Origin of the sequence: Rhizobium sp. NPDC090275 (genome assembly GCF_044772225.1) — a bacterium.
Taxonomy (GTDB): Bacteria; Pseudomonadota; Alphaproteobacteria; order Rhizobiales; family Rhizobiaceae; genus Rhizobium.
This window is the reverse complement of the sequence record NZ_JBIVYL010000003.1, coordinates 53,337-65,340: the sequence shown is the minus strand read 5'-3', so window position 1 is coordinate 65,340 and position 12,004 is coordinate 53,337. Positions and strand designations below refer to the sequence as shown.

Sequence of the window (12,004 nt, the reverse complement as noted above, 5' to 3'; positions counted from 1 at the left end):
CAGATATCCCGGTTTGCGAAAGAGCGGCCGACTGGTTAAGACGTGGCGCTAACGGTTTTGCCGGCCGAGACCATCAGTGAGCCGGGCGAGCCCGCAGGAGACGACCATGAGCACCGACGACAACGACCAGCAGAACGGCAAGGGTACGAAGGCGATCATCCTGATCGCCATGGTTCTGGCTGCCATCACCGCGGTTTTCGGCGCGCTCGCCGTCTATAAAGCCGTGTTCGTCTACACCATCGCACCGTAAGGCTTGACCCTCTGCCGGGGATGACCCGGACATGAACGCGCCTCTCAGCTCACATTCATGCTGCGCTTATTATTCGTATTGAACAAATTCTCGATACGAACGTTTCATCAACGCTGTTATGAATGGAGACTAGCATGAAGAAGCTTATTATCGCTGCCGCCGTGGCCATCGCATCGCTCAGCGCAACCGCAATGCCATCCTTTGCCGATAGCGTGACGGTTAGGATCGGCCAGCCCGGCTATCACGGCTACCACGATCGCTACCAGCCGCGCCCCTATTACGGCCATTCCTACCGCCATCATCCGGTGCGCTACAATTGCCGCATGAAGACCGTGAAGTATCACAGCCACGGCCGGATCGTGACCAAGACCACCCGCGTCTGCAGCTAAACGCGCAGGTTTGCTGGATGTTTCAAGCACTCGGTCGCATGGCCGGGTGCTTGTCTTTCATACGTCTTTGGTTCGTTACGCCGAACGCGTATGTCTTTTCCCATTTGCGGGTTTGTGAATTATCGCTAAAATGCTCCCGCACACTGCTTTGCGGGAGGAGCAGGCAGAACGCTGCAGAGTACCTGGCGTGAGCAATGGAGGAGTGCGCAAATGGCAAGCGAAAAGTGGAATGATCCTATCCAGGTCGGCTTCGAAACCACGGGTGCACGGACGATATCCGGCCCGTTCGATGCCCTGACATGCCTTACCGAGCTCTGGCCCAATGTTCGCGGCCTGCGCTACCTGAAGGCCCGCAGCACATGCAGGGCAGCGCTTGACGGCCGCAAGAGCGTGGAAGAAGCGCGCGCAGAGTTCGTCGCGGCGGCCGAGGAAGCAAGGTTGCACGTGCATTAGACGCGCCACAACAGTCCATAAATGCTTCGAAATAGAACAGGGTTGATTTTTACTTAACCCTTGCAGGAGCTTGTCGGGGGCAGGCCGACGAAGCCGGTTGTCTCAAACGTACAACGCTGACTAGAACACTGGCAGCCATCATGATGATGGTCAGAGGCTCGTCACCCTCTGTGCGAAAAGCGCAGACGGGCCTCGAATACTCTTTCCAAAACAATATTTTAGTGAGCGCTTCCATAGCGCGCCGCCAGCACAACAGAAAGATTGCGCATAAATCGCGGCCGCGTTTAAGCCGCTGGTTAATTGAGCGTTACCTGATTTCAGCATCCGGTGTCGGCGCTTGCCACTTCCACATATCCCACGCCGATGATCGTGCCGTCATTGGCGCGGATGAAGGATGGAACGTAGTGCGCTCCTGAGGGAACACAGGTGGTCGCGTCGCCATATTGGGCGAGCACGACATCATCGCGCTGAAGCGCCGAATAATTGCTGTCAATCTCCAGCGAAGCGGCGGCCGGCAACGCGAAGGCGCCAATCATCAGCACTAAAGCGGGCATCCCAAGTCGAAGAAAGCGCGTCATGCCATTCTCCCATGTTTGATTATGCCAGTAACGGAACAGCCGCTAGTTTAGTTCCGCGAAACCGCCGCCACTTTCAAATGCGTTAACGCTTTTCTACTTCCATCTTACAGTATTGACCGAAACAGCGCAGCGGCGACAAAAGGAGAGCATCACCGGCGTAGCATCCGGCTCTGCACGTTACCTTGGCCCACGACGTCCTCGGCGATCATCATCGCGCGAACAATGTCGCCGGCACTGTGCGCAAAGCCTTCGAGCACGGCGTATCGGCCGAGCATGGTGACGGTGATTTCGGTGCAATCGAGGTCCGGATCGGCGCTCAACGCGCTTTCGACCGCAGCCCGCATCGACGACTGGCTGTGGCCCCGTTCGCACTGATCCTCGTGCCCCGTCAAAATCTGGAACAGCTGTACCATCTTCGCCTCCAAGCGAATTGTTCTGCTGCTTAACGCTGCAGCGCCGCATTTCGTTGCAGTGCGGGCGCTATCGTTGGAGTATTTTCGAGAAGAAAATCCAAATACCTCTTGGCGCTTCAAGCGAAGCGAGCCATATCAACAGCATAGATATGCGGGGTGATCGCGATGAAACGCGTGATATCGGCCGTTGCGGCAACATTCGTTATGGCTGGTCTTCTGGCTGGCTGCACCACCAGCGACACGGCGGAGGTGAAACCCATCCCCGGAAGCATCACCTATGGCGGGCAGCCGCGCACTAAGCTCACCAAGTCGCCGCCGGGCAGCGTCGTCCACAATACCTTCTACGATTCGACCGGAACGAAGCAGCTGGAAACTTATATCCTGCAGCCGGACCGGACCCTGAAGCTGACCCGGCGCGAAGCCATTCCTGATTTCCCGATGTAAGCGTCCTTACAGCGCAAGCGGCGGATCCGCCGGCTGGAGGAATCGATCGATCGCGGCCGGTTCCACCGCTTCGATCGTGGCCGGTGTCCATTTCGGATTACGATCCTTGTCGATGACGGCTGCGCGGATGCCCTCGTAGAAATCGGGGCTCTGCAAAATCCCCAGGCAGGCGCTGAACTCGCGGCGCAGGCACTCGGCCAAGCTGCGGCTCTGCTTGCCCTCATGCAGCAGGCGCAGCGTCAGCGCCAGGCTGGTTGGCGAGCGCAACTGGATGGCGCGCAGTGTCTCGACGGCGAAGTCCGATGGCTCCGCTTTCAACGCCGCGATGATGTCGCCGACCGTGCCGAAGCGGAAGGTGCGCTCGATCAAGCCGCTGTTGAGCCGCAGCGGCCCCTTGCCCGGATCGGTCGACAGGTTCTTGAGGACAACATCGACATCGCGCGAGTTTGCGCCACGCGACAGACCGGCCAGCGTGTCGACAAGCTCCGGCAGCTGGAACGAGGCGACCTGGACATCCGCAAGCCCGGCATGGATCACATCTGCCGCCCCGACCTCCAGGCCTGTCAGGCCCATCCAGACGCCGACCTCGCCCAGGGCGTGGGGCAACAGCCATGTGGCGCCGACATCGGGGAAATAACCGATCCCTGTCTCGGGCATGGCAAAGCGGGTGCGTTCGGTGACCACGCGGTGGCGGCCATGCGAGGAAAGACCGACACCGCCGCCCATGGTGATGCCATCCATCAGCGCGACATAGGGTTTTGGGTAGGCGGCAATGCGGTGGTTGAGGTGAAACTCCTGGCGCCAGAAATCTTCCGCCAGCGACGTGCCGGCGCGTCCGCTTTCGTGCAGCGCGCGGATATCGCCGCCGGCGCAGAAGCCACGCTCGCCCTCGCCCATGATGATAACGGTCGCCACGTCGGCATCGGCCGCGAATTCGCTGAGCGCCGCATCGATCGAACGGACCATGTCGAGGGTCAGGCTGTTCAGCGCTCTCGGCCTGTTGAGGCGAATGATGCCGGCGGAACCCTGTCGCTCGGCAATAACCTCGCGCTGATCGACTTTGTCGTGCATCCAGGCCTCCTTGCGGCGTGAGCCGCGATCGATGCGGCCGCGCCAAAATTGCGATTCCAAATTCATGCCATCAGCGAATTGCGCTGCTTGTACACAAACTTATCGCGCTCGGCCGGATAGTCGATGGCTCGTATGCGAGGAAGATGCTCGCGACCTCGTTCGGTCGCAAGACTGCAACAGTTTTGGCGCTTAGAGCCTTTCCTGGTTAGATTGAAGCATTCTGTTGGCTCAAACGGAGTCGGATGGTCGTCCGGCCGGCGCGCGTCGTAGCCAACGCATACGGCCAAGCCGGCCGGACGATCAGGCGGCCCGTTTCAGCCAACCCCCGCAGGGGCCGGGCATCTTTCCGCCAGGATCAAAGGCGATTGGCTCGACCGTACCTGGGGTATGCCCTTCGCCAATCGCCTTTGCCCTGACGAAAACCTTCTCCGGCAGAATGCTTCAAGCTAACCAGGAAAGGCTCTAGAAGGAAGCGGCGGCGAGCACGCGGTGCAGCCCCTGCAGATCCTCGACGTTGCAGTTCATGAGAGACAGTTCCCAATCGAGCGCGCTGCGGACGATCGTCTCGAGCGAATCGTATCGCGGGGTCCAGCCGAGAACGCGGTTCGCCAAGGTGGCATCGGCGACGACACTGGCGGAATCGCCCGGGCGACGCGGGGCCATGTGGATCTTGAAGGCGTGGCCGTGCAGCCGTGTGACCATGTTCAGCACATCGAGCACCGAGTAGCCGGCGCCATAGCCGCAATTGGCAACGAGAGAGCCCCGCTCGCCGCGCAGGTGCTGCAGGGCTCTGAGGTGCGCCTCGGCCAGATCGCTGACGTGGATATAGTCGCGCACGCCGGTGCCGTCGTGCGTCGGATAATCGAGGCCATAGACGCTGACGCTGTCGCGGCGGCCAAGGGCGGCCTCGCAGGCAACCTTGATCAGATGTGTCGCGCCCGAAGTGGACTGCCCGGCGCGGCCGAGCGGGTCAGCGCCGGCAACGTTGAAATAGCGCAGGGCCACATAGTTGAAGTCGTAGGCCGCGGCGGCATCGCGCAGCATGAACTCGGTCATCAGCTTCGACTGGCCGTAGGGGTTTTCCGGATTCAGCGATGCATCTTCCTTGACCGGATCAGACGTCTTCTGCGGACCGTAGACGGCGGCGGTGGAGGAGAAGACGAAATGGCGGATGCCGGCGCTGACCGCCGCACTCATCAGCGCGCGGGTCTTGCCGGAGTTGTTATCGTAATAGGACAGCGGGTCGGCCACCGAGGCGGGCACGACGGCGGAGCCGGCGAAATGGATGATCGCCTCGATGTCGTTTTCGATGAAGATGGTCTTGAGCAATTCGGTATCGGCGACATCGCCGAGATAGAAGCGCGCTTCCGGCGCCACGGCCCAGCGGAAGCCCGTGGAGAGGCGATCAAGCACCACGACCTGCTCGCCCGCATCCAGCAATGTCCAGACCATATGACTGCCGATATAGCCGGCGCCACCCGTCACCAGAATTGCCATGTCCCGCACTCCCGTTTCATCTCACGGGGGCATCTGACCCGGCTTTCCTTTCCGAAATTCGAATAAACGGCCCCGGCCGGGCGTGCGCCGGGGCGAAGTTTGCCGATGTGGTTAGGGGCTGATTTGCGGGTTTGCTAGAATTTTATCGATGTGGCCATTTCGGCCCCATCGAGGGTTCAGGCGCCCGGTTCGGCTGCGGCCCGGGGAGCCAGGAAGCCCTGCTCGACGGCGAGCGCGATCAGCCGTTCGGTGAGGTCTCCGAGCGTGCCCGAGGCGATGGCGATCGGCTCCATGCGCCTGACGACATCTGGCTCGGTGACACCAGCCGTGTGCCAGGTGCCGCCGCCGGTGAAGAAATTGTGGAGCAGCGGCTGGAAGCGATCCATGGCGTTGGCAAAGCGCGCATCGCTGGTGCGCTTCTCCTCGAACTCATCCCAGAGCGCGCGGAACTCGATAGCCTGATCGGCGGGAAGCAGGGTGAAGATGCGGTCTGCGGCACGCAATTCGCGCTCAGCCTGGCTGGTGCGGGCAACCGCGTCATAGGCGAAGGTGTCGCCGGCATCGATCTCGACGATGTCGTGGATCAGGAGCATCTTCAAGACGCGCAGCAGATCGATCGGCTCGCTCGAATGTTCGGCAAGCACCGCCGCCATCAGCGCAATCTGCCAAGTGTGCTCGGCATCGGTCTCGACGCGCGAGCGATCGAGCAGCGACGTGCGGCGCAGGATCGTCTTCAGCTTCTCGACCTCGAGAATGAAGGCCAGCTGCTCCATCAGGCGCCGATTGCCGAGAAAGCCTTCCAGATGGTCGGCGGTGATCTTTTCGGACATGCGGACGCTCCCGGTTCAGAGCTTCAGGATATAGTCGCAGAGCCTGTCGGCCGCGGTCTGGATCTGGGCGGGATCACGCAGGAAGCAGGCGCGCATGAAGAGCTCGCCGCCGGGACCGAAGGCAGTTCCAGGCGCCAGGCCGACGCCGGTCTTGTCGACGATATCGATCGCCGCCTTGCGGCTATCCGTGACGCCGTCGATCTTCAGGAAGGCATAGAGCGCGCCATCGGGCTTCAGCGTCTGCACCCGGTTGGTTGCAATCAGCGCGTCGCAGAGGATATCGCGCGAGCGCCGGGCCTTGTCGATATTGGCCTGAACGAAGGCATCGCCTTCGTTCAAGGCGGCGACGGCGCCCCGCTGCATGAACTGGGCAACGCCAGAGGTCGAATACTGGATCAGGTTCTCAAGCACCTGTCCGGTCTCCGGCGGCGCCACGATCCAGCCGACACGCCAGCCGGTCATCGACCAGTTCTTCGAGAAGGAATTGACGAACATGACCTTGTCGCCCGCTTCCATCACATCCAGGAAGGAAGCCGCGCGGTCGCCGGGGAAGTAGTAGCGGGCGTAGATTTCGTCCGCCATGATCCAGAGACCATGCTTGCGGGCCAAGCCGAGGATGGCGGCCAGATCCTCACGTGTCGCGGTCCAGCCGGTCGGGTTGGAGGGCGTGTTGATGAAAAGCGCTTTCGTCTTCGGCGTGATCGCGGCGGCGATGCGGTCGAGGTCGACTGCCCACTTGCCGCCTTCGAAGTCGAGTTGCACGCCCACGGAGCGGGCGCCGGCGATTTCGAGCGCGGCTGCGATATTCGGCCAGGCGGGCGTCAGATAGACCAGCTCGTCGCCGGGCGAGGTCATCGCCTGCACGGCGATCTGGATCGCCTGCATGCCGGAGCCGGTGACGAAGAAATGCTCGACGGGCAGGTTTATGCCGAAATGGCGGGCGTAATAATCGGAGAGCGCCTGGCGCAGTTCAGGAATGCCGCGCTGGTAGGTGTAGAAGGTCTCGCCGGCGGACAGTGCCGTCATAGCCGCCTGATTGACGAAATCGGGGGTGGGAAGATCGCCTTCGCCGACCCAAAGCGGCAAGAGGCCATCGCGGCCACGGGCATAATTGACGACTTCGACGATCCCGCTTTCAGGCGCCTGGATGGCGCGCGGGCTGAGGCTATTGACGATCGACATGCATCACTCCGGTTTTCGCCTACATAAAACAAATGCGCGGGCGAATCCCATGACAATCGGTGATGGCCGATCGATTTCCGTGATGGATGAGCCCTGCCTCATCCGGCAGGGCTCTTAAGCCCATCAGACCGTGGGGCGCTTGGCCAGCAGGTCGCGGATTTCGGTGAGAAGGGCGACGTCGGCTGGCGGCGGCGGTGCTTCTTCCGGAGCAACCTTCTTCTGACGCTCGACCTGCTTCTGCAGCGTGTTCACGCCCTTGACCATCAGGAAGATGATCCAGGCAAGAATCAGGAAGTTGATGAGAACGGTGATGAAGCTGCCGTAAGCGAGAACGGCGCCCTGTGCGCGGGCAGCGGCCAGCGTCGGCGCATTGACGTTGGACGAGAGGCCGATGAAGTAATTGGAGAAATCGAAGCCGCCGAAAATGGCGCCGACGATCGGCATGATGACGTCATCGACCAACGATTTGACGATACCGCCGAACGCACCACCGATGATGACACCGACGGCAAGGTCCATGACGTTGCCGCGAGCAATAAACGCTTTGAACTCATTGAGCATGCGATCTGTCTCCCTCTGATGCAGTTTGATTGCAGGCTGTTGTTTTTATTAGCTACATCTTCGTTGCGATTATTCAATTACAAATTACGAATTATTCAATTACTCCACCCGTCTTTGACTTAAGACCTAGACGGCGGGAATTTTCAAAGGCCCCGATTTGCCGTAGGCTTCGAGCTCCGGGAGGACCGGCGCATGGGACGCCGGCGGAGGAGACATGCTGCCAGGCTGGGTGATACTCGCATCGGCGTTCGGCTATCTGTTCCTGCTGTTTGCCGTGGCAAGCCATGGCGACCGGCAGCGCAGGCGCTTCGGCGCGCCGGACAGCGGGCGGCCGGTCGTCTATGCGCTGAGCCTCGCGATTTACTGCACCTCGTGGACCTATTTCGGCGGCGTCGGCCTTGCTTCGCAGCGCGGGCTGGAATTCACCGGCATCTATATCGGCCCGATCCTGGTTTTCACGCTGGGGATGCCGGTGCTGCGGCGGATCATCGATCTCGCCAAGACGGAGAAGCTCACTTCGGTCGCCGACTTCATCTCGGCGCGTTATGGCAAGAACTCGGCGGTAGGGACGATCGTGGCGCTGATCTCGCTGGTCGGCGCCATCCCCTATATCGCGCTGCAGCTGAAATCGGTGTCGAGCACCGTGACTGCCATGCTCAATCCGTCGGATTACGGTATCGGGAGCGGCAATCTCTATTTCCTCGACCTGCCGCTCTTGGTGACGCTGGTGCTTGCCTGCTTCGCCATCATGTTCGGCACCCGCCACACCGATGCGACCGAGCATCAGGACGGATTGATCCTCGCAGTGGCGATGGAATCGGTGGTGAAGCTGTTTGCGTTTCTGACGGCAGGGGTCTGCGTCGTCTGGTTTTTGTTCGACGGGCCGGCCGACCTCTGGCGGAAGGCGGCGGAGAACGAGCTTGTGCTGTCGGCGCTGCATTATCAGACGCCGATCAGCCGCTGGCTGACGCTGACCGTTCTTTCGGCCTTCGCGATCGTCATGCTGCCGCGGCAGTTTCATGTGACCGTGGTCGAGAACCGGACGGCGAAGGAGCTGCGGCTGGCCGGGTTCCTGTTCCCGCTTTACCTCATCGCCATCAATCTCTTCGTGCTGCCGATGGCGATCGCGGGCCTGCTGACCTTCGGCGGCAACGGCAATGCCGATCTCTACATGCTGTCGTTGCCGATTGTCGGGCAGATGCCCGTGATGTCGCTGATCACCTTCATCGGCGGCTTTTCGGCGGCGACGGCGATGGTGATCGTCGCCTCGGTGGCGCTGTCGATCATGGTTTCCAACGACATCGTCATGCCGATCTTCCTGCGCCGTCGGCTTGCCGGGCGCGGCGGCCAGCGCGACGATTTCGCCAAGACGCTGCTCAACATCCGCCGCAGCGCCATCTTCGCCGTGCTGCTGCTCGGTTATGCCTATTACCGCTCGACGGACAGCACGACGGGCCTGGCCTCGATCGGCCTGCTATCGTTTGCCGCCATCGCGCAGATGGCGCCGTCACTCTTGGGCGGGCTGATCTGGCGGCGGGCGAATGCGCGCGGTGCGATCCTCGGCCTTTCGTCCGGATTCGTGATCTGGATCTACCTGCTGTTCTTGCCCTCGCTTGGCGGGCCGGATTATTCGGCGGTGGCGAGCGCCGTCTTGGGCTTCGTATTTCCAGGGGTCACCGTCTTCACCGACAATGCCGACCCGCTGGTCAACGCCACGGTCATGAGCCTGCTCGTCAACACCGGTTTCTTCGTGATCGGCTCGATGACGCGCAATGCGCGGCCGCTCGAGCGCATCCAGGCGGGCATCTTCGTCAAGCGGCAGTCGCGCTCGCAATTTGCCACGCGCGGCTGGAAAACGCGGATCAGCGTCGGCGACCTGAAGGCGACGATCTCGCGCTATCTCGGCGAAGAGCGGATGGAGCGGTCGTTCCAGACCTATCAGCAGAACTCCGGCCGCAAGCTGGAGGACGACCAGCCGGCCGATATGGCGCTCATCCATTTCACCGAGCAGCTGCTCGGCAGCGCCATCGGCTCGTCTTCGGCGCGGCTGGTGCTGTCGCTGATCCTGCAGAAGGTGGAGGATGCCTCGGCCGACACCGCCTGGCTGCTCGACCAGGCGAGCGAGGCGCTGCAATATAACCAGGACATGCTGCAGACGGCGCTGTCGCAGATGGATCAGGGCATCGCCGTGTTCGACAGCTCGAACCACCTGACGATCTGGAACCGGCGCTTCCGGCAGTTGCTGGATCTGCCGGAGACATCGGGACAGGTCGGGTTTCCGCTTGCCGATATCGTCGCCATTCTCAGCCAGCGCGGCGATATCCCCGTCTCCGAAGTCAGCCAGACGGTTCGGCATTTCCTGACGCTCGATAAGCCTTTCGCGCTGGTGCTCGGGCGCGGGGAACGCATCATCGAAGTGCGCTCCAACGCCATGCCCGACAAGGGCATCGTCGCGACTTTCACCGACATCACCCAGCGCGTGGCCGCCGACCAGGCGCTGAAGCAGGCCAACGAAACGCTCGAGCAGCGGGTGGCGGAGCGCACGGCGGAGCTTACCCGCGTCAACCACGAGCTCGGCGAAGCACGCGCCTCGGCCGACGAGGCGAACCTTGGGAAGACGCGCTTCTTTGCCGCCGCCGGACACGACATCCTGCAGCCGCTCAACGCCGCCAGGCTCTATTCCTCGGCGCTGGTCGAACGGATGGGACAATCGGAGAGCAGCGCCATCGTGCGCAATATCGATTCGGCGCTGGAATCGGTGGAGAGCATTCTCGGCGCCGTGCTCGACATTTCCAGGCTCGACACCGGGGCGATGCGCCCTCGCCTTGCCTCGGTTCCGCTTGCCGATCTGCTGGAGCGCATCCAGACCGACTTCGCGCCGATCGCACGCGAGAAGGAGCTGAAGCTGGTGGTGATGCCGACGTCTCTGCGCGTGCGGTCCGACCCCAATCTGCTGCGGCGGCTGGTGCAAAACCTGGTGTCGAACGCGATCAAATATACGCTGACGGGCAAGGTGCTGGTGGGTGCGCGCCGGCGCGGCAATCAGGTGGTGATCCAGGTGATGGATTCCGGCATCGGCATTCCGCCATCGAAATTCCGCACCGTGTTCAAGGAGTTCGCGCGGCTGGACGAAGGCGCGAAGACCGCATCGGGCCTCGGGCTTGGGCTGTCGATCGTCGATCGCATCGCGCGCGTGCTGAGCCACCCGGTGGAGCTGCATTCGACACATGGAAAGGGGACCGATTTCCGCATCGTCATGCCGCGCGATATCTCGCCGGTGGCCGAAGCGCCGATCACAGCTGCGCCAGCCGAGCGCTCGGCGCAAAACCTGAAGGGGCTGAAGGTGCTCTGCATCGACAACGAGCCGCATATTCTCGAAGGGATGCAGCTGCTGCTGAGCGGCTGGGGCTGCGCGGTGCAATCGGCGGATTCGCTGTCGGGTGTCGCGGCGCTCGACGTGCGGGAGGGTGCGCCCGATCTCGTCATCGCCGACTACCATCTTGGAGACGGGACCGGCGTGGCCGCGATCCTCTCCGTGCGCGAGCGCTTCGCCAGCTATGTTCCAGGTCTCTGCATCACCGCCGACCGGACGCTGGAGGTGCGCGCCGATGCCGAGCGGCATGGGATCGGTATCCAACACAAGCCGGTGCGGCCGGCCGCGCTGCGCGCCTATATCACCCAGATATCGGCGCAGAAGCGGGCTGCCGCGGCCGAGTAGGCGAGGCTGCCAGGACGTTCGTGACGAGGTCGCGCACGCGCTCGATCGAGGGCTGGTCGCCAAAGAGGATGCGGTAGATGATGGGGGCGACGACGCCGTCCATGACCGCATCGATATCGGGAAACGCCTCGCCACGGACATGCGCGCGCTCCGCGATCAACGCGATCTGTTCGCGGGTGAAGGCATCGCACTTGCAGGCGTTGGCGTTGTCTTGGGCCGCCAGCACGTCGCGCATCATGTCGCGGCCGATGCCAGAGGACATTTCCTCGCAATATTGCTCCGTCCACACCTCCAGATCGCCACGGGCGCTACCGGTATCAATCGGCAGCATGTCGGGGCGAAGGCGCTCGACGGCGACATCGGCCAGAAGCTCCTGCAGCTCGCCCCAGCGGCGGTAGATCGTCGATGGCGTCACGCCTGCCTCGGCCGCGATCAGCGGGATGGTGACGTCGGCGCGGTCCATCGTCTTCAGAAGCGAGCGGACGGCACTGTGGACGGAGGCCTGAACGCGGGCGCTGCGCCCGCCGGGGCGGAGATTTTCTTTTGCTGGCATTGACTAACCGACCTTTGGCCTCCCGAGCGCGCCATGGTTCAAAAACTTTGAGCGATCCATTAACG

Annotated in this window: 13 protein-coding genes; 5 read left to right on the top strand and 8 right to left on the bottom strand. The window is 62.1% G+C overall.

Going from position 1 to position 12,004, the window contains the following annotated elements; genetic code table 11:
• The first annotated feature begins 106 nt into the window (after positions 1-106).
• From ACIQUB_RS08190 to ACIQUB_RS08180, 3 genes are all read left to right on the top strand, one after another.
• Complete coding sequence (locus ACIQUB_RS08190) at positions 107-250, top strand: hypothetical protein (RefSeq protein ID WP_156144778.1); 144 nt, start codon at positions 107-109, stop codon at positions 248-250.
• Positions 251-384: 134 nt separating this feature from the next.
• Positions 385-639 carry a hypothetical protein gene (locus ACIQUB_RS08185; RefSeq protein ID WP_113237554.1) on the top strand — a complete coding sequence of 85 codons (255 nt, stop codon included), beginning with the start codon at positions 385-387 and terminating at the stop codon, positions 637-639.
• A gap of 210 nt (positions 640-849) precedes the next feature.
• The gene (locus ACIQUB_RS08180) at positions 850-1,092 is read left to right on the top strand and encodes a DUF982 domain-containing protein (RefSeq protein ID WP_018898368.1); all 243 of its coding nucleotides are present in this window, start codon (positions 850-852) and stop codon (positions 1,090-1,092) included.
• A gap of 317 nt (positions 1,093-1,409) precedes the next feature.
• On the opposite strand, the gene ACIQUB_RS08175 is transcribed toward ACIQUB_RS08180, so the two are convergent.
• Together ACIQUB_RS08175 and ACIQUB_RS08170 are read right to left on the bottom strand one after the other, a co-directional pair.
• Positions 1,410-1,670, bottom strand: a complete 261-nt coding sequence (locus tag ACIQUB_RS08175) for a hypothetical protein (RefSeq protein ID WP_113237553.1) — start codon at positions 1,668-1,670, stop codon at positions 1,410-1,412.
• A 149-nt stretch (positions 1,671-1,819) separates the two neighbouring features.
• The gene (locus tag ACIQUB_RS08170) at positions 1,820-2,083 is read right to left on the bottom strand and encodes a BON domain-containing protein (protein ID WP_113237552.1); all 264 of its coding nucleotides are present in this window, start codon (positions 2,081-2,083) and stop codon (positions 1,820-1,822) included.
• Positions 2,084-2,248: 165 nt separating this feature from the next.
• Between ACIQUB_RS08170 and ACIQUB_RS08165 the strand changes: the two genes are divergently transcribed.
• Positions 2,249-2,527, top strand: a complete 279-nt coding sequence (locus ACIQUB_RS08165) for a hypothetical protein (protein WP_402929175.1) — start codon at positions 2,249-2,251, stop codon at positions 2,525-2,527.
• A gap of 6 nt (positions 2,528-2,533) precedes the next feature.
• Here ACIQUB_RS08165 and ACIQUB_RS08160 read toward each other — a convergent pair whose 3' ends face one another.
• The 5 genes from ACIQUB_RS08160 to mscL form a co-directional block, all read right to left on the bottom strand.
• Complete coding sequence (locus ACIQUB_RS08160; RefSeq protein WP_113237564.1) at positions 2,534-3,598, bottom strand: enoyl-CoA hydratase/isomerase family protein; 1,065 nt, start codon at positions 3,596-3,598, stop codon at positions 2,534-2,536.
• Between the two features lie 462 nt (positions 3,599-4,060).
• The gene (galE, locus tag ACIQUB_RS08155; RefSeq protein WP_402929172.1) at positions 4,061-5,095 is read right to left on the bottom strand and encodes a UDP-glucose 4-epimerase GalE; all 1,035 of its coding nucleotides are present in this window, start codon (positions 5,093-5,095) and stop codon (positions 4,061-4,063) included.
• A 176-nt stretch (positions 5,096-5,271) separates the two neighbouring features.
• Positions 5,272-5,925: an HD domain-containing protein gene (locus tag ACIQUB_RS08150; RefSeq protein ID WP_113239675.1), complete on the bottom strand. Its 654-nt coding sequence runs from the start codon at positions 5,923-5,925 to the stop codon at positions 5,272-5,274.
• A gap of 15 nt (positions 5,926-5,940) precedes the next feature.
• Positions 5,941-7,107, bottom strand: coding sequence for a pyridoxal phosphate-dependent aminotransferase (locus ACIQUB_RS08145; protein WP_113239674.1), 1,167 nt, complete (start codon positions 7,105-7,107; stop codon positions 5,941-5,943).
• 123 nt (positions 7,108-7,230) lie between these two features.
• Positions 7,231-7,668: a large conductance mechanosensitive channel protein MscL gene (gene mscL / locus ACIQUB_RS08140; protein ID WP_047507292.1), complete on the bottom strand. Its 438-nt coding sequence runs from the start codon at positions 7,666-7,668 to the stop codon at positions 7,231-7,233.
• 214 nt (positions 7,669-7,882) lie between these two features.
• Here mscL and ACIQUB_RS08135 point away from each other — a divergent pair, with 214 nt between their 5' ends.
• Positions 7,883-11,386: a PAS domain-containing hybrid sensor histidine kinase/response regulator gene (locus ACIQUB_RS08135; RefSeq protein ID WP_113239673.1), complete on the top strand. Its 3,504-nt coding sequence runs from the start codon at positions 7,883-7,885 to the stop codon at positions 11,384-11,386.
• On the opposite strand, the gene ACIQUB_RS08130 is transcribed toward ACIQUB_RS08135, so the two are convergent.
• On the bottom strand, positions 11,343-11,939 hold the full coding sequence (locus ACIQUB_RS08130; protein WP_113239672.1) for a TetR/AcrR family transcriptional regulator: 597 nt from the start codon (positions 11,937-11,939) through the stop codon (positions 11,343-11,345). The two genes, ACIQUB_RS08135 and ACIQUB_RS08130, sit on opposite strands and share 44 nt — an antisense overlap.
• Positions 11,940-12,004: the final 65 nt, after the last annotated feature.